We start from the raw sequence: 15,913 nt of genomic DNA on the forward strand, positions 1-15,913 counted from the left end.
GCTTATCTCCCGCCCATCCGTATGATCATACATGGACACGGTCGTCGAAGCGATACGGCAGGAGTTCGCGGCGCACGCAGACCCAGAGATCCGGGAGAAAGGCCAGCGGTTCTTCAAGGAGGAGGTCCGGTGCTACGGGATGAAGACGGCAACCGGAATCGCGATCGCGAAAAAATACTGGAAGGAGGTCAAAGCCCGCGAGAAGAAGGAGATCTTCGCCCTCTGCGAGGAACTCTATTCGTCGGGGATGATGGAGGAGGCGTTCGTCGTCTCCGAATGGGCACCGCGGCTCGCCGACCGCTACGAGCCCGGTGATATCGCCGTCTTCCGGCACTGGATTGAGACCTACATCACCAACTGGGCCACCTGCGACGGCCTCTGCAACCACGCCGTCGGGGACTTCATCGTCCGGTACCCCGAACATATCGAGGAGCTGAAACGCTGGACGCAGTCGAAGAACCGCTGGATGCGGCGGGCGGCGGCTGTCTCGCTGATCGTGCCGGCAAAGCACGGGGAGTTCCTCGACGAAGCCCTTGCAATCGCCGATCTCCTCCTGACCGACACGGACGACCTGGTCCGGAAAGGCTACGGGTGGCTCCTCAAGGAGGCGAGCCGGAAGCATACGGACGAGGTCTTCTCTTACGTCATGGCAAATAAGCGAGAAATGCCCCGGACGGCGCTCCGCTACGCGATCGAGCTGATGCCGAAGGACCTGAAGGCAGAGGCGATGAAGAAGGACTGGTAGATCGTCCGGGGTATCATGGCACGGACTACCTATCCAGATTTTGTCGGGATGTGCGGCGTGAACTGCGCTCTCGCCCCTTGCTTTCTCTCCGGGAGATGCCGTGGCTGCCGTTCCGAAGACCCTCGCCAGAAACGCACCTCAAAATGGAAATGCCGGATCCGGAGATGCGTCCTGGAGCGGCAACTCAACCACTGCGGCGAATGTCCGGAGTTCCCCTGCCCGACCCGGGGGTCTCTCGATAAACGTTATCGGGGCCGATACCGGATCGACCTTGCGGAGAATATCAGGAGACTCACCGCTCTCGGGCCCGAAGAGTGGGGACGGCAGGTGCAGGCCGATTACACGTGCCCGTCGTGCGGAGGGTGCATCGACCCCTACCGGCGGACGTGTTCCGCCTGCGGGAGGCCGATGGACTGATCTCCGCGCTCCCGGTAGCCCGTAAAGAGTGCTCTTCCCGCTCCAGGGCGCCTAGAACCTGACGCGGGGCGCCTCGGCTTCCCGCATGTTCTGTTCCAGTGTCCAGAAGTACGCCTCGCCGTGGGCCACGCGGAAGACGGCGAGCTTCGGGTCGTCCGCGCCCGAGACCCCGATCTGGAGGAGCCACGACCGCTCTTTGACGAGCCGCTCCTTCAGGGCCGCGTCATCGAGAAACTCGACCGCTCCCTTGATGCGCATCATCGTTCCTCTACCCTCGGGATTGTAGAAACAGAGCTCGACCTTAGGGTTCTTCGTGAGCTGCTTCCAGACGCTCTTCGGGGTTCCGGTATGGTAGTAAAACCCGGTCTCATCGGCAAACCACATGGCAAACGCCCGGACCCGGGGCTGGTCGCCGTCCATTGTCGCGATGTAGGTCACGGGGTTTTCGTTTGCGAATTTCACGCAATCGGAGAAGTCCATTTTCCTTCCTCACCCATCAATACGGAGAGGAAGCACAAAATGTTTCCGGGAACCCTCGGGCGGAATGGGACGGGAATGCCTCCCGGGCCGGTCTCCGGGCCTCGTCGAGCCGGCCCCTGCACTCACCACCGATGTTCGTGACCGCAACCCCGGACATCCGGCGGCGAACGACCGGAACCCTGCAGAACGTGCAGATGCAGTCCCTCCAGAGCCGTTCGACGGGATCGCCGGAGGCCTCGAACTCCCTCCGCCGCAGGCCGACCCGATAAACGGCAGAGGGCGATAGTTCCGCCCGGATCTGCGGTCCCGGCGCCCGTATAAATAGGTATTAAAGTCTTCAAAGAGAACTCGGTACGATGAAGAGTCCGTTCCACGTCATGATCATCCCCACGCTCGGTTGCCCCTCGAAATGCCATTACTGCTGGAGTTCCGATGAACGGTCTCCCGTGATGAGTATCGAGACCGTCCGGGAGATCGCGGAATGGCTCAAAGACTACCGCTCCGACCAGGTCACCATCACCTTCCACGGCGGCGAGCCCCTCCTTGCAGGCGCGGAGTTCTACCGGCAGGCACTCCCGATCCTCTCCGAAGGCCTCGCCCATCTCGAACCGACGTTCGCCCTGCAGAGCAACCTCTGGAAACTCACCCCGGAGATGGCCGGGATATTCGCAGAATACAATATTCCCATCGGCTCCAGCATCGACGGCCCCGAGGATATCAACGACACGCAGAGAGGGAAGGGCTACTATCAAAAGACCATGCGGGGCTACGAGATAGCACGGGCAAACGGACTCGAGGTCAGGTTCATCTGCACGTTCACCTGCCGGTCGGTCGAGCACAGGGAGGAGATCTTCAATTTCTTCTTGAACAACGGTTTTCCCCTCAAACTGCACCCGGCGCTGCCGTCTCTCCGGAGCGAGAACCCGAAAGAGTGGGCGCTCGAGCCGGAGGTCTACGGGGACCTGCTGGTCTACCTCCTCGATAAATACCTGGAAAACCTGGGCAAAATCGAGATCATGAACATCAACGACCTCTGCAAGTGCGTCTTTACCCGGCACGGCACCGTCTGCACGTTCGTGGACTGCATGGGAAGCACCCTTGCCTTCGGGCCGGACGGGAGCATATACCCCTGCTACCGCTTCGTCGGGATGCCGGAATACGTGATGGGGAACGTCTACGACCATCCCACGGCCGAAGACCTCGCCGGGTCGGACGCCTGGAAACTCATGCACGCGTTCAAGGACTACGTCGACCGCGAGTGCGCCGGGTGCTCCCACATCAGATACTGCCGGGGCGGGTGCCCCTACAACGCGATAACGCCGACAGACGGCGAGATCCGGGGTGTCGATCCTCACTGTATCGCATATAAGCGGATATTCGACGAGATCACCGACCGGCTGAACGAAGAACTCTACGGGTCCGCGGATATGGATATGGAAGAGTTCTGTTCACCGTTTGCGGGGGGGACGAAACCGGGGATCATGGCGATCCTGCGCGTGATGGCGACGAAATAGGCTGCCCGGTGCACCTCCCGGGTCTCGTTAACACCGTTAACGGAAATCAGGGCACGCTGCGAAGGCCGGCGCCGCCGGGCCTGCGCGGGAATTATAAAGGTGGAATCACTATCCGCTGGCATGCGCCGAACCAACACCAGTCAGACGATTGCAGGGGTGCTGCTCTTTCTGCTCCCGGTCCAGTTCATGATCGCCCTCATGGCCGGCGCGGCCATGGCGCCGGGTTACAGCATCAACCTGAATGCAATCAGCGATCTCGGCGTGACCGGCGCGACGGCATGGCTCTTCAACTCTTCCCTCTTCTTTGCAGGCCTCCTGAACGTCATCGGCGGCTACTTCCTCTACCGCTCTTATGCCAGAGGCTGGATCCTCCCCGTCTTCGTCCTCGCGGGTGCCGGGGCGATGGGCACCGCGGTCTTCACGCTGGATATTCCCGGCATCCACGGCCTCTTTGCACTCGCGGCCTTCGTCTTCTTCAACGTCGAGTCGATCGCCTGCGCTTCTCTGGTCCGGGGACCCCTGAAGGCGATCTCGATTATCGCCGGCGTTGTCGGCCTCGTCTTCCTCGTGACGCATGCCGCGAGCGACTTCGGCATCATAAGCCTCTACGGCCCTATCGGCCATGGGGGGTCGGAGAGGATGATCGTCTACCCCGCGCTCCTCTGGCTCGCGGGATTCGGGGGATACCTCATGGCGCCGTTTGGTGCGAAGCGGTAAGTATCCCGGTCACTTCCTTCCCGTTGCCTTGAAGAACGTATAACAGAAGACCCCGTCCGGTTCGGAGGTGCGGTAGAGGTCGCGTATCCCCTGCTCCCAGTCCTCCCGGCTCATCATCCCCCGGCCCACCGCATCTTCCCCGACGCCCTCGACCATGGCGGTGAAGGTCAGTCTCGTGAACCCGCGGGCGAGTTCCGGCCGGGACCCGTCCACGTAGACCATCCGCGGGGAGACATGGACGTCGCGGTAGCCGGCACCGGCGACGAGCGGGTAGAGTTCCCTCCCGATAAGGGCGTTGCCGCCCATCTCCCGCTGGAGGTCGACGAGGCACCCGATCGCCCGGCGGGCATGGGCGCTGTCGGGGTGGAAGTGCGCCGAGCCGTGGTCCCCCTCGATCACCGTGATCGTGCCGCCCCCCCGGAGCAGCGGGCGGAGGCGCTCGAGCGCGCGGCGGGGATCCGCCAGGTGCTCGAGGACGAAGCAGAGGAAGATGTGGTCGAAACTCCCCGGCTCGTAGCGGAGGTCGAAGATGTCTCCCGCCTCGAACGTGACGTTGGTGATGCCTTCGGCCTGTACACGCTTCTTTGCCGCATCGAGCGAGACTTCGGAGATATCGACCGACGTGATCCGCGCCTCCGGGCTGTTCCGCGCCAGGATCACCGTCTGGGCGCCGGTGCCGCAGCCCGTCTCGAGCACCCTTGATTCCGCCGGATAGCGGGTGTCGTCGTGGAGGAGCCTGGTAAGGGTCTCTGCCTGGTCGCTCAACCGCTCCGCTTCCCGCTCCGTATACCCGTGGACATACTTGCCGTTCATCCGGTTCCTCTATTGCGTGTCTGCAGAATATAGAGTCAACCGCCCGGTTTAAAGCATCATGTTCAGGACAACGGGGCCCGGGCCGTCGGCGCCGTTAACCGCGACCACAAAGCACTTGTCATCCTGCATGCCACCCAATTTACAAAGGTTTGGCCACGTTATGAACCAATTCACTTCACGATGCGGAGAAGAGCATCCTTACACGCTCGAAGACCTCGGATGGACGGACGAGCACGATGCGGCATTCTCGAAGTACGCCGGCCCGTACCTCCCCGGCCGCGTGGCCTGCCGGCAGAAGACGGTGTGGGACGTGCTCGTCGACGGCGGTTCCGTCACGGCCGGAATATCCGGAGCCCTGCGGAAACTCGGCCGGTTTCCGGCGGTGGGAGACTTTGTCGTATTACTCCATCAACCGGAGGCCGGCACCACGGTAATCGTCGACATCCTCCCGCAGAAAACCTGCTTTGCGCGGGGAACTCCCGGACGCGACGGCGCCGATCAGGTCATCGCGGCGAATATCGATACGGTCTTCATCGTGACCGCCGCCGGCCACGATCTTAACGCCCGCCGGATCGAACGTTACCTCGCGATCGCCCACGCCTCCGGTGCCCGTCCGGTCATCGTCATCAACAAGTCCGATCTCGCGGACGACCCTGCAACCCTTGCCGACGAGATCGCCTCCGTCTCTCCCGACATACCGATCATCCCGATCAGCGCCGCGAGCGGGGAGGGCGTCGACCGGCTCGCCCCGTATCTCGCGCCGCGAACGACGGTTGCCCTCATCGGCTCGTCGGGCGTCGGCAAGTCCACCCTGATCAACCGGCTCATGGGCAGTCCGGTCCAGGAGACATCGCATACCCGGGACTACGACGATAAAGGGCGTCACACCACGACCGTCCGCCACCTCTTCATCCTCGCCGGCGGGGCGCTCATGATCGACAACCCCGGCATCCGGGAGGTCGGCATCGGTACGGCATCCGCCGGCATCGCCGATACGTTCCCCGAGATCCTCGAACTCGCGGAGGGCTGCAGGTTCTCGGACTGCCGGCACGAGGAGGAGCCGGGCTGTGCGGTCCGGGCGGCCGTCGCGGCCGGAATCCTCCCTGCGGCACGGCTGGAGAGTTTCCGGAGGCTCATGCGCGAACTCGCGTTCGAAGAGGAGAAAGCGGAGATCGGGCTTGTAAGGCTCGAGAAGAAACGCTGGAAAGCGATCGGCAAGATCCAGAGGGATATCGGAAAGACAAAGGAGAGGTAACGGCCGCTGGCGGTTAATCTCCTGCCCGGATCACCCCTTCTTTTGCAGAATGAAGAACTCGTAGCCGTACTCGCTGCCGTGCTCCCGGTAGACGGCGGTTTCTCGCTCGGCGAACTCAATCTGCGCCTCTGCCTCGGGATTTCCGGCGACTTTCGCCCGCAGGTCTTCTACCCGCTTGAGGATCGGCATATAGTAATTCTCCCACCACGCGGACTTCGGGAGCGGGAAAGTCGCGACGACCTCGTAGCCGGCGTCTTCGGCGATCGCGCGGTTTGCCGCGACTGTCGTTATCGCCGGGTAGCACTCGTTCCAGAACACCGCCGCCTCCGGCGAGGGATCTTCGACGAACCAGGCGGCCTCGGTGAGGCAGAGGTAGCCGCCGGGCCGGAGGAGCCGCTTCCACGAGACGAGCCCTTCCCGGAACCCTACGATGAAGATCGAGCCCTCCGCCCAGAGGACGTCGAACGATGCGTCGTCAAAAGGCAGGCCGTCCATCGAGGCCCGGATGGTGGTGATCCGCTCGCCCACCCCGGCCGATGCCGCGCTCCGGGCGAGGTCGTCCAGGAACGGTTGGTGGACGTCGACGGCGGTGATACGGCAGCCCGGGCAGGTCCGGGCAAGTTCGACCGTCTGCATCCCGGCCCCGCACCCGATATCCAGGATCTCCGGCCGGGGAGGAAGGTCGGCGAGCATCGAGAAAGCTTTCCTCGTGCAGGCGTTGCTCCCCGGCCCCTGGCGGGGCAGGCCCTCGTGCATGGTAAAAATGAAAGGAGTTCCCATGAAGGTAATGCGCCGTGCGGCTCTATAATCCATGTGGTCGGAATTGCTGCCGACGGTCGCGAGAAATCCCGCCAGAGCTAAATACCAGCGGCACCCATTCATGGATATGGAGCATAAGACCCCCGCCTCAGAACTCCGGGACCGTATGGAGCGGTTCCGGCTCCGCATGGAGCGGGAGAACCCCTCGTGGGAGTTCGCCGCGATCTTCGGGCGGACAAACCAGTTCTACTTCACCGGGACGATGCAGGACGGGGTCCTCCTCATCCCCCGCGACGAAGAGGGCGTGCTCTGGGTGCGCCGGAGTCTCGAACGAGCGGAAGACGAGTCGCACTTCCCCGAGATCCGGCCGATGAAGAGTTTCCGCGATGCAGCGGCCGGGATGGGGGCATGCCCGAAGACGGTTCACGTGGAGACGGAGACGGTGCCCCTCGCGCTGCTTGAGAGGTTCCGGAAGTACTTCCCCTTCACGGCAACGGCGTCGCTCGATGCCCAGGCGGCGAAGGTCAGGTCGGTCAAAAGCGCTTACGAGCTCGCGATCCTGGAGAGAGCCGGGAGGATTCACCGCCACGTGCTCGAAGACTGTGTTCCTGCGATGCTTCGCGAGGGGATGAGCGAGGCCGAACTCGGGGGCGAGGTCTTCTCGCGCCTGGTTGCAGAAGGGCATCACGGGATTGCCCGGTTCGGGATGTTCGGGACGGAGATGATCCTCGGACAGCTCGGCTTTGGAGAGAGTTCCATCTACCCGACCGGTTTCGACGGGCCGGGGGGGTGCCTCGGAGCGGCTCCCGGCGCCCCGGTGCTCGGCAGCCATGACCGGAAGCTCGGAACCGGAGATTTAGTCTTCGTCGACTGCGCGTGCGGGGTGCAGGGCTACCACACCGACAAGACGGTGACGTATATGTTCGGGCGACCGCTCCTCGAAGAGGCGATCGAGGCGCATCGCCGGTGCGTGGAGGTCCAGGACAGGACGGCGTCCATGCTGCGGCCGGGGATTTCTCCGGCAGAGATCTACGATACGATCCTCGGCGATCTGGATCCCGTATTCCTCGAGAACTTCATGGGCTACGGGAAACGGCGGGTGCAGTTCCTGGGCCACGGCGTCGGCCTGCAGGTGGACGAGATGCCGGTGATCGCCCGGGGTTTCGACGAGCCGCTCGAAGAGGGGATGGTGATCGCCCTCGAACCCAAGAAGGGAGTCCAGGGCGTCGGGATGGTCGGGATCGAGAACACGTTCGTGGTCGCCCGCGGAGGCGGCCGGTGCATCACCGGGGCGAATCCCGGCCTCGTCCCGGTGTACTGAGGGGAGCCCCCGCTCCTACGTGGGGTTTGCGGCAAACGGCTGCGCCGCCTGAACCTGCTGCCCGAGGAACTCCAGCAGTTCGCGGTTGACCCGCTCCGCGTGCGTCCAGGTGATCCCGTGCGGCCCGCCCTCCACCACCGCGAGACGGCTCTCGTTGACCAACCCCGGGGTGCGCTTTCCCGAGGCGGGGAAGGGGACGATCCGGTCGGCGTCGCCGTGGATCACGAGAACCGGCACGTCTACGCTCGCGAGATCGTCCCGGAAGTCGGTCAGCCACGCCGGGACGCAGTCGAGCGTGCCCGCAGGGGACGCGGCGGCCGCGATGTTCCAGCTGAGGCGGACGACTTCGTCGCTGATGCGGTCGCCCCCGAGGAGATCGACGTTATAGAAGTCCGAGAGAAAACCGGAGAGGAACGCCGGACGGTCGGCGGCGATGCTCTCCATGATCCCGTCGAAGACGCTGCCGTCCACTCCTTCGGGGTTATCGGCCGTCTTTAAGAGGAACGGCGGGATCGCGGATATGAAGACGGCCTTCTCCACGCGATCGCTCCCGTAGGTGCCGAGGTAACGGGCGACCTCGCCGCCGCCCATCGAGAACCCGACGAGCGTGGCGTCGGCGAGGTCGAGTTCCGTCATGAGTTTGTGCAGGTCTTCGGCCAGCGTGTCGTAATCGTAGCCGGAGGTCGGTTTGCTGGAGTTGCCGAACCCCCTGCGGTCGTAGGCGACGACACGGTAGCCCGCATCGAGCAGCACCGGCACCTGCTTCTCCCAGGACTTGCTCGAGAGCGGCCAGCCATGGATCAGGACGACCGGTCTCCCGGCACCGTGGTCCTCGTAGTAGAGGTCGATGGTGCCCGAGTTTTCCTTACCGACGGTGAGATACGACATGGGATACCTCCTTGCGGGTTCCCGGGAACCACCGTACTATAAAAGATTGTGGCCCGGACCGTTCGTCCGGACCGGGGAGAAGTCCGGCGGCCGGGACGGAGAGACGGGCGCCTGAAAACAGATGAATATAATACCACCAACTCCCTGACGATCTGATCGATGGGGAACCACACAAAGACGCTCAGAAACCTGCTCATCGCGGCAGGCATCCTCGTGGCAGTTCTGTTCGTAATTGTCGCGCTGATCGCGGCAAATCTCGGCCAGTCCGCGTCCGAGAGTTTCAGGTCGCAGTATCACTACGAGTTGAAGGTCTCGACGACGGGGCCGATCGAGGACGCGGTTCTCCTGATCCCCCTTCCTTCCCGTTACGACCCGGAGACCGGAACGAACGTCACCCCAATCAATCCCTCCCAGGCAAGTCTCCGCAACTTCGATGGGAGCGGGATATCGATGGGGATCGAGAACGTTCGGGGAGTCCCCATGCTCAACATCTCGGCCGACCGGATCGATCCCATCTACAAAAACCGCATCACGCCGATGCCCATCCTGCCGGGGCAGAACGAGTCGGAACTCCCGAAGCCAACCCACGTCTACTCCGACCGATATTCAGACGAGACGCCGGTGCTCGTCGATATGGAACTGTACAATATGATTGATGCCGATCCGGACTGCGAGATCGAGACCAGAACGCCGATCGGGACAGAACCCCTGCTTGCGCCCTACCGGATCGTCGGCAATCTCACCGGTTCCGACGCTCATCTGAGCCCGGGATCGTCCGGCTACATCGTCGAGGTGCCGTTCATCCTCTCGTTCGAGGCCGATGACGAGAACGTTCTCACCATCGCGGCCGACCTTCAGGGGAGAAACGAGTGGTGGGTCATGGGCTGGCAGTTTAACTCGTACCAAGAGCAGGTGCGCCACGAGTTCACGGGCCCGTGCAACGGCACCTATCTGGTGCGGGGCACCCTCGTGACGGGCGAGGGGGTGTACTGACCCTCCGGAGTCTTCTTTTCCCATAGAAGTGCTTTTTCTTCCCGGGATCCAGGCATCAGGCCATCGGGTCGGGCTCTTCCCGCGCTTGTTCTCTCTGCGAACGCCCGTCCCGGTCCTGGAGATCGAGAAGAACGCTGTTCGGATACGGCAGGGGAATCCTCCCCGCACGGGGGCAGAGGTGGTCACGGGGTCGACCGATCGTTTCCGCCAGAGCAGTTCTGCCGGTGAAGCGCCTCAACTGCGCAGCATCGGGGAGTCGAACCAGAGCCCGGAGAGCTGGTGCGATTCGTCGCCCTTCCGGAAGATAAACCGGAGACTCACCCCATCCTCCCGCTCGAAGTTCGCCCTGTAGGTTACGGTGATATACTCGCCCCTCTCCGTAACGACGGGGTTATCTCTGGAGACATAGAGCCCTAACCTGGATGTGACGAATTCGCGGTACACCGTATATTTGCCTTCATCGAAGCCCAAAAGGACATCGTCGGCGATCGGGTCCGCATACTCAAGCACCCGCGCCTTCTCCTCATCGGATACCAAGGTCTCCTGGCTCATGCAGCCGCATGCAGAGACCCCGGCAAGGATGACCAGAACGGCAAGCGCCAGTACCCGAGAGAGGTTCATCATACAGAGTCGAACCGGAGGGTGATTAATTTGCGGGTCGGAACGCCGAGAGGTCGTATTCGGAGCGGACGGCGCCACACTGATGACAGGAGATTCCCCGGCCCCCTTCAAAGCGCGTTGAAAACCCTTAACGGACAACCATCCCTTCGACATAAAACGCCTCTTTTTAATCCCGCACCGTGGAAGATCTATCATGAGCAAAAACCTGATCGGGCGCAACCCACTGCCGGAGGGGCGGCCATGACGGACTGGCATACCGACGCACCGCCCGTACCGCCCCGGGCCTCACGGACCGAATGGTACATGAACATCGCGGTCGAGACCGCCCGGCGGTCGACCTGTATCCGGCGGTGCTACGGGGCGGTCGTGGTCAATTCGGCTGGAGAGATCGTCTCCACCGGGCACAACGGGGCGCCGCGTGGGGAGGCGCACTGCGATGAGTTGAACACCTGCATAAGGAAGCAATACAACATCCCCTCCGGTGAACGCTACGAGTTCTGCCGATCGGTACACGCGGAGATGAACGCGCTCCTCCAGGCGGGACGGGCCGCGGCCGGCTGTACGATGTACCTCGCCGGGTTCGAGCGTCTGACGGGAGCGCCTTCCTACGACCCGCCCTGCCTGATGTGCTCGAAGATGCTGGTGAACGCCGGCATCGGCAGGGTGATGGTCAGGACGCCGGAAGGGCTCGGGGAACTCGACCCGCAGGAACTCTACCGGAAGCACCTTGATAGCGTGATCGCGAAGGTCTCGGGTAACTAGCGTATGCACGGCGGAACGAAACCGCCTTACCGGACAAAAAAAGATACCCGGGTTCCTACTGTTCCACGATGACGACCGGTTTTATCAGGTCTCTCGGCTTCTCCTTCATCAGGAGAAGGGCCTCCTCCAGTTTATCGAAACCCTTGAAGACGTGCGTCGCCATGAGCGACGGGTCCATGCGCCCGTGCATCACCACTTCGGCCAGCCTCTCCATCCTCACCCGTCCGCCGGGGCAGAGCCCGGTCATGATATTCTTATCCGCCATCCCGAACCCCCAGGCGACCCGGGGAAGGGGTATGGTATCTTCGTCGCCCATGCCCTGGCCGAAGTAGTTGATGTTCGAGATCACCGATCCGGGTCTGGCCGCGCGTATCGCATCCATCAGAATGTCCGGGCCCCCACCGGCAATGATCACGGCGTCGACGCCTGCTCCACCGGTTTTATTACGAATCTGTTCTGCGGTATCTCCTTCCTTGTAGTTGATGATATCCGTCGCGCCGTATTCCTTCGCCACGTTGACGGCGGCGGGCCTCGTGCCGACGGCAAATATCCTTCCGGCGCCCCGGAGCTTTGCACCGGCGATGGCGGACAGTCCGACCGGCCCGATCCCCAGGACCGCCACGGAGGCCCCGAACTCGATCTTAGCATTTTCGGCACCCATGAAACCGGTACTGAGCATATCGGGGAGCATGACCCCCGCCTCGAGGGACATGCCCTCCGGCAGATGCGCGAGGTTGTAGTCCGCCAGGTTCACGTGGAAGAACTCGCCGAAGACGCCGTCCTTGAAGTTCGAGAACTTCCAGCCCCCGAGAGGTCCGCCGGTCTGCGAGGGATACCCGCGCTGTGCGGCTTCCGTCTCCCAGTCGGGGGTGATGGCCGGTACGATGACCCGATCGCCGGGCTTGAAGTCGCGGACTTCGCTGCCCACCTCGTCCACCACACCGAGGGCCTCGTGCCCAAGGATGAGGTCGTGCCTCTCGCCGATCGCTCCCTCCCAGACGGTGTGAACATCGGACGTGCACGGGGCGAGCGCCAGCGGTTTGACGATTGCATCCCTCGGACCATAGGTCGGCCTCTCCTTTTCTATCCATCCGATCTCTCCAATCTCAAGCATTGCCAGACCTTTCATGTTCTACCCCTCCTTCGGACCGGGGTGTGAGGGGTAGATCTCTATAAAAGTACCGGGGGTCGTCCCCGACACACTGACGATCGCGCGGGACCGGGAAGGGACGGGAGCACCGGGGGACGGCTACGCCGGTGACGGTACGGGCTGTTCGGGGGAGAGAGGGTGAGGACCTTTTCCGGCAGTGGGCAGGCAGCTGTCACGACTGGAAGCGAGAGAACGCCGGCCGTTCACCGGGCCGCTCCGTCATCCCGCATGGGATTTACAGGGTTAAAGGGATCTCGCAACCTCCGTACCCCTGTTAACAGATACTCCAGGAAAACCTGCGTAGCCCGGTAGCGCTATCGTTAATACAGCTCATGTGAAACTCATCATATCTGCTTTTTAATAGGAGTCCCCACATCTGATGCCAGCGCCCCCTGAAACTCCACGGAGGAAGTCTGATCCCGCCGGACGGGACGAGGTTTCACAGGAGATCCCTGCAAAGACCGAACGGCTCGTCGATGAGCAGATCCGGGAACTCCAGGCAGAGATTGATGCCCTCCGCCGGGAGAATGCAGATCTCAGGCTGGCCGATGCCGAACGCAGGAGAGACGAGGAGGCGCTGCGCAAAGAGAAGGATAGAGTAGGTGCCATCCTCTCCGCGCTCGACACGGGGCAGTCCCTTGTCGACCCGGATATGACGATCGTGTGGGTCAACCAGGAGGCCCGTGACATACTTCCCGAACAGGAACCCATCGGCCAGAAGTGTTACCGCTATTTCGAAAGCCTGAACGAACCGTGCGAAGTGTGTGCAGCACGGCGTGTCTTTGCAACGGGCGAGGTTACAAGAGTAGAGAAGTGCGTCTCGCGCCGTGGGCGCTGGATGAATATCGTTGCCCAGCCGGTGAAAGATGCATCCGGCCGGGTAACACATGTTCTCGAGAGTTTCACCGACATCACCGAGCAGAAGCAGGCGGAAGAAGCCCTGCGGGAGAGCGAGGCCAAGTACCGAACCCTGGTGGAGACCGCTCTCGACATAGTCCTCATTCACGACAGTGAGAAGATCCTCTACATCAATCCAACCGGGGTGAACCTTCTCGGCGCATCCAGTCCGGACGAGATCCTCGGCAGGAACTTCCTCGAGATCGTTCATCCCGACTTCCGCGACCGCATCCAGGAGAACGCTGCAATGGATCTTATGGGCGAACCTTCGCCAACCACCCAGCTCCAGCTCCTCCGGCTGGATGGAACCCCCTTCTGGGTGGAGGGGAAAGGAGTCATGACCTACATTGCCGGCACCCCCGTCGTCCAGGTGATCATGCGGGACATCACCGGGAGAAAGCAGATGGAGGATGCCCTGCGGGAGAGCGAGGAGCGGTACCGTTCCCTCGTCGAGCTCATGCCGGATGCCGTGGTCGTACACCGGGACGGCATCATCGTCTACGTGAATCCTGCCTGTGTCCGGATTGCGGGCGGGAGGAGTCCCGAAGACATCGTGGGCAAACCGCTGGATCTCTTCGTCTCCCCCGAATACCGCGAGCGTATCGCCGGGCATATCCGCCGGATGGAACAGGAAGGCACGTCTACCCCATTAGCCGAACTGGGACTCAGAACCCTCGACGGCCGGACGATTCAGGTCGACATCACGGCCACCCCCATACTCTATCGGGGCAGGCCTTCTATCATGGTTGTTTTCCGGGATATCGCCGAGCGCAAGCAGGCCGAGGCGAAACTTCGCGCCGTCATGGAAAGAGCGCATTTGAGAGCCACCGAACTGGATGCGACTCTTGCCTCGATCGCATCGGGCGTCATCATCTACGATACCACCGGGGCTATTGTTCGGGTGAACGAGGCGGTGCGTAAGATGATCGACAGAACGTCGATGTCCCTTGATCCGATTTGTTTCGAGGAGCGCCAGGCGATTTTCGGAGTCCTGCGGGAGGATGGGACGCCGCTCTCCCTCGAGGCGACCCCATACTACCGGGCGTTGCACGGAGAGACCGTGCAGGGAGAAGAGGTGATGGTTACCCGCCTGAACCGGGAACCGCTCTGGGTGGACACGTCGGCAGCCCCTATCCGCGATGCCGGCGGTACTATCGTCGGAGCCATTGCCATCCTCACGGATATCACCGGGCGCAAACGTGCGGAAGAAGCGCTCATACGCCATACTGAAGAACTCACCCGGCTTCATCGCGAACTGGAGGCCGCGAATCGGGAGGCGAACCTCTACCTGGACATCCTCACCCACGATATCGGCAACACCGAGAACGTCTCGAACCTCTACGCCGAACTGCTCATCGAGTCCCTGGAGGGAGAGGCAGCTGGATACGTTAAGAAACTGCAGAGCAGCGTCCAGAAGAGCATCGAGATTCTGGGCACCGTCTCAACCATCCGCCGGATTTATCAGGCTTCACCGGATCTCAAACAGACCGATCTCAACAGGGCAATCCAGGGAGCGATCGAGGGGTTCCCCACCAGCGCCATCTACCATAACGGGGCCTGCCATCTGGTCCTGGCAGACGACCTGCTTCCCGTGGTCTTCAACAACCTCATCGGCAATGCCGTCAAGCACGGCGGTCCTGACGTCGAAGTCGTGGTCCGGGTTGAAGAGCAGGGCGACGAAGTGCTGGTGACGGTCGAGGATACCGGTCGGGGCGTGCCGGATGAGGACAAGGAGGCAATCTTCCACCGCTACGAGCAGCGAAAGCGCGGCGTCGGCGAAGGTCTCGGTCTCTACCTGGTGCAGATCCTGGTGGAGCGCTACGGGGGGCGGGTCTGGGCCGAGGACCGGGTGCCGGGCCACCCCGAGGAAGGCGCAGCGTTCCGGTTCACCCTGAAGAAGGCATGAGAGCAGGATGAATTGGAGCCACTGCTCCTTCCCGGGGGCCCGGCACCATATCCAATCGAAGGCACCGGAACGAAGCGGGGGCCGGTGATTACTCTACCGATCTTTCCGTGCAGCGATGACGGAGAACCCGGCCCTCGAGTCGATCGCCATGACGGAAAACCCGGTGCGTCCGAGGAGTTCCCGGACTTCGCCCGATGAATAAAACCGGGCGCGGGAGAGGAACCGGTGCTTTCCCTTCTCGTGCAGATATTTTCGGGCGACCTCTCCTTCCCGTTCGATAAACCCGAGGACGAGCGTTCCCCCCGGGACGAGGATCCGGTGGATCTCCTCGAATGCCGGGACAGGATCGTCCAGGAAACAGATGACCGTCACCATCAGGACGGACGAGCATGACCCGTCCCTGATCGGGATCGATTCCGCTCGCCCGCGGATCACCTCGATTCCCCGGCGCCGCGCCATCCGGCCGAGGGCGCGCGAGGGCTCAAGCCCGAGCGGGACGCCGAGGGGAGCGGCAAACCGCCCGGACCCGACCCCTACTTCGAGGGCACGCGAGTCCGGGCGAGGGAAGAGACGCCGGATCCGGGCGAGTTCCGCGCGGTACTCGGCGCGGTGCTCCTCGAACCAGCAATCGTAATCCCCGGAAAACTGCTCGAATATGTCCTCGGACATTGTGTC

16 protein-coding genes are annotated in these 15,913 nt (G+C 62.5%); 9 read left to right on the top strand and 7 right to left on the bottom strand.

Going from position 1 to position 15,913, the window contains the following annotated elements:
* Window positions 1-31: 31 nt before the first annotated feature.
* Together SZ63_RS11585 and SZ63_RS12525 are read left to right on the top strand one after the other, a co-directional pair.
* Window positions 32-745 (top strand): DNA alkylation repair protein, encoded by a 714-nt coding sequence (locus SZ63_RS11585; protein ID WP_048185564.1) that lies wholly within the window; start codon window positions 32-34, stop codon window positions 743-745.
* A 15-nt stretch (window positions 746-760) separates the two neighbouring features.
* Window positions 761-1,162 (top strand): DUF3795 domain-containing protein, encoded by a 402-nt coding sequence (locus tag SZ63_RS12525; RefSeq protein WP_082122778.1) that lies wholly within the window; start codon window positions 761-763, stop codon window positions 1,160-1,162.
* 51 nt (window positions 1,163-1,213) lie between these two features.
* On the opposite strand, the gene SZ63_RS11595 is transcribed toward SZ63_RS12525, so the two are convergent.
* Window positions 1,214-1,642, bottom strand: coding sequence for a pyridoxamine 5'-phosphate oxidase family protein (locus SZ63_RS11595; protein WP_048185565.1), 429 nt, complete (start codon window positions 1,640-1,642; stop codon window positions 1,214-1,216).
* A gap of 356 nt (window positions 1,643-1,998) precedes the next feature.
* Between SZ63_RS11595 and SZ63_RS11600 the strand changes: the two genes are divergently transcribed.
* Both SZ63_RS11600 and SZ63_RS11605 read left to right on the top strand, forming a co-directional pair.
* Window positions 1,999-3,156: a TIGR04083 family peptide-modifying radical SAM enzyme gene (locus SZ63_RS11600; RefSeq protein ID WP_048185566.1), complete on the top strand. Its 1,158-nt coding sequence runs from the start codon at window positions 1,999-2,001 to the stop codon at window positions 3,154-3,156.
* Window positions 3,157-3,276: 120 nt separating this feature from the next.
* A complete protein-coding gene (locus SZ63_RS11605) occupies window positions 3,277-3,873 on the top strand; it encodes a DUF998 domain-containing protein (RefSeq protein WP_048185567.1) in 597 nt (198 codons plus the stop codon).
* 9 nt (window positions 3,874-3,882) lie between these two features.
* Here SZ63_RS11605 and SZ63_RS11610 read toward each other — a convergent pair whose 3' ends face one another.
* Window positions 3,883-4,686, bottom strand: a complete 804-nt coding sequence (locus SZ63_RS11610; protein WP_048185569.1) for a class I SAM-dependent methyltransferase — start codon at window positions 4,684-4,686, stop codon at window positions 3,883-3,885.
* Between the two features lie 160 nt (window positions 4,687-4,846).
* Here SZ63_RS11610 and rsgA point away from each other — a divergent pair, with 160 nt between their 5' ends.
* A complete protein-coding gene (rsgA, locus tag SZ63_RS11615) occupies window positions 4,847-5,941 on the top strand; it encodes a ribosome small subunit-dependent GTPase A (RefSeq protein ID WP_048185570.1) in 1,095 nt (364 codons plus the stop codon).
* Window positions 5,942-5,971: 30 nt separating this feature from the next.
* Here the strand turns inward: rsgA and SZ63_RS11620 are convergent, their stop codons facing one another.
* Window positions 5,972-6,697: a class I SAM-dependent methyltransferase gene (locus tag SZ63_RS11620; RefSeq protein ID WP_241481342.1), complete on the bottom strand. Its 726-nt coding sequence runs from the start codon at window positions 6,695-6,697 to the stop codon at window positions 5,972-5,974.
* Between the two features lie 130 nt (window positions 6,698-6,827).
* On the opposite strand from SZ63_RS11620, the gene SZ63_RS11625 reads away from it, so the two are divergent.
* Window positions 6,828-8,021, top strand: coding sequence for a M24 family metallopeptidase (locus tag SZ63_RS11625; protein ID WP_048185853.1), 1,194 nt, complete (start codon window positions 6,828-6,830; stop codon window positions 8,019-8,021).
* A gap of 15 nt (window positions 8,022-8,036) precedes the next feature.
* Here the strand turns inward: SZ63_RS11625 and SZ63_RS11630 are convergent, their stop codons facing one another.
* Window positions 8,037-8,909 (bottom strand): alpha/beta fold hydrolase, encoded by an 873-nt coding sequence (locus SZ63_RS11630; RefSeq protein WP_048185573.1) that lies wholly within the window; start codon window positions 8,907-8,909, stop codon window positions 8,037-8,039.
* A gap of 159 nt (window positions 8,910-9,068) precedes the next feature.
* Here SZ63_RS11630 and SZ63_RS11635 point away from each other — a divergent pair, with 159 nt between their 5' ends.
* Window positions 9,069-9,902: a hypothetical protein gene (locus SZ63_RS11635; RefSeq protein ID WP_048185574.1), complete on the top strand. Its 834-nt coding sequence runs from the start codon at window positions 9,069-9,071 to the stop codon at window positions 9,900-9,902.
* Window positions 9,903-10,136: 234 nt separating this feature from the next.
* Here SZ63_RS11635 and SZ63_RS11640 read toward each other — a convergent pair whose 3' ends face one another.
* Complete coding sequence (locus SZ63_RS11640; protein ID WP_241481343.1) at window positions 10,137-10,526, bottom strand: DUF3887 domain-containing protein; 390 nt, start codon at window positions 10,524-10,526, stop codon at window positions 10,137-10,139.
* A 237-nt stretch (window positions 10,527-10,763) separates the two neighbouring features.
* Here SZ63_RS11640 and SZ63_RS11645 point away from each other — a divergent pair, with 237 nt between their 5' ends.
* Window positions 10,764-11,285, top strand: a complete 522-nt coding sequence (locus SZ63_RS11645) for a deoxycytidylate deaminase (protein WP_048185576.1) — start codon at window positions 10,764-10,766, stop codon at window positions 11,283-11,285.
* A gap of 55 nt (window positions 11,286-11,340) precedes the next feature.
* Here SZ63_RS11645 and SZ63_RS11650 read toward each other — a convergent pair whose 3' ends face one another.
* Window positions 11,341-12,414 carry an NAD(P)-dependent alcohol dehydrogenase gene (locus SZ63_RS11650; RefSeq protein ID WP_048185578.1) on the bottom strand — a complete coding sequence of 358 codons (1,074 nt, stop codon included), beginning with the start codon at window positions 12,412-12,414 and terminating at the stop codon, window positions 11,341-11,343.
* 400 nt (window positions 12,415-12,814) lie between these two features.
* Here SZ63_RS11650 and SZ63_RS12530 point away from each other — a divergent pair, with 400 nt between their 5' ends.
* Window positions 12,815-15,238: a PAS domain S-box protein gene (locus SZ63_RS12530; protein ID WP_052959148.1), complete on the top strand. Its 2,424-nt coding sequence runs from the start codon at window positions 12,815-12,817 to the stop codon at window positions 15,236-15,238.
* Window positions 15,239-15,331: 93 nt separating this feature from the next.
* On the opposite strand, the gene SZ63_RS11660 is transcribed toward SZ63_RS12530, so the two are convergent.
* The gene (locus SZ63_RS11660) at window positions 15,332-15,907 is read right to left on the bottom strand and encodes a class I SAM-dependent methyltransferase (protein WP_048185579.1); all 576 of its coding nucleotides are present in this window, start codon (window positions 15,905-15,907) and stop codon (window positions 15,332-15,334) included.
* Window positions 15,908-15,913 lie beyond the last annotated feature (6 nt).

This window comes from Methanoculleus sediminis (genome assembly GCF_001017125.1).
Lineage (GTDB): Archaea > Halobacteriota > Methanomicrobia > Methanomicrobiales > Methanoculleaceae > Methanoculleus > Methanoculleus sediminis.

Coding starts and splice junctions, on each gene's coding strand:
- SZ63_RS11585 (WP_048185564.1), top strand. CDS start 32: ATGGACACGGTCGTCGAAGCGATACGGCAGGAGTTCGCGGCGCACGCA.
- SZ63_RS12525 (WP_082122778.1), top strand. CDS start 761: ATGGCACGGACTACCTATCCAGATTTTGTCGGGATGTGCGGCGTGAAC.
- SZ63_RS11595 (WP_048185565.1), bottom strand. CDS start 1,642: ATGGACTTCTCCGATTGCGTGAAATTCGCAAACGAAAACCCCGTGACC.
- SZ63_RS11600 (WP_048185566.1), top strand. CDS start 1,999: ATGAAGAGTCCGTTCCACGTCATGATCATCCCCACGCTCGGTTGCCCC.
- SZ63_RS11605 (WP_048185567.1), top strand. CDS start 3,277: ATGCGCCGAACCAACACCAGTCAGACGATTGCAGGGGTGCTGCTCTTT.
- SZ63_RS11610 (WP_048185569.1), bottom strand. CDS start 4,686: ATGAACGGCAAGTATGTCCACGGGTATACGGAGCGGGAAGCGGAGCGG.
- rsgA (WP_048185570.1), top strand. CDS start 4,847: ATGAACCAATTCACTTCACGATGCGGAGAAGAGCATCCTTACACGCTC.
- SZ63_RS11620 (WP_241481342.1), bottom strand. CDS start 6,697: ATGCACGAGGGCCTGCCCCGCCAGGGGCCGGGGAGCAACGCCTGCACG.
- SZ63_RS11625 (WP_048185853.1), top strand. CDS start 6,828: ATGGAGCATAAGACCCCCGCCTCAGAACTCCGGGACCGTATGGAGCGG.
- SZ63_RS11630 (WP_048185573.1), bottom strand. CDS start 8,909: ATGTCGTATCTCACCGTCGGTAAGGAAAACTCGGGCACCATCGACCTC.
- SZ63_RS11635 (WP_048185574.1), top strand. CDS start 9,069: ATGGGGAACCACACAAAGACGCTCAGAAACCTGCTCATCGCGGCAGGC.
- SZ63_RS11640 (WP_241481343.1), bottom strand. CDS start 10,526: ATGATGAACCTCTCTCGGGTACTGGCGCTTGCCGTTCTGGTCATCCTT.
- SZ63_RS11645 (WP_048185576.1), top strand. CDS start 10,764: ATGACGGACTGGCATACCGACGCACCGCCCGTACCGCCCCGGGCCTCA.
- SZ63_RS11650 (WP_048185578.1), bottom strand. CDS start 12,414: ATGAAAGGTCTGGCAATGCTTGAGATTGGAGAGATCGGATGGATAGAA.
- SZ63_RS12530 (WP_052959148.1), top strand. CDS start 12,815: ATGCCAGCGCCCCCTGAAACTCCACGGAGGAAGTCTGATCCCGCCGGA.
- SZ63_RS11660 (WP_048185579.1), bottom strand. CDS start 15,907: ATGTCCGAGGACATATTCGAGCAGTTTTCCGGGGATTACGATTGCTGG.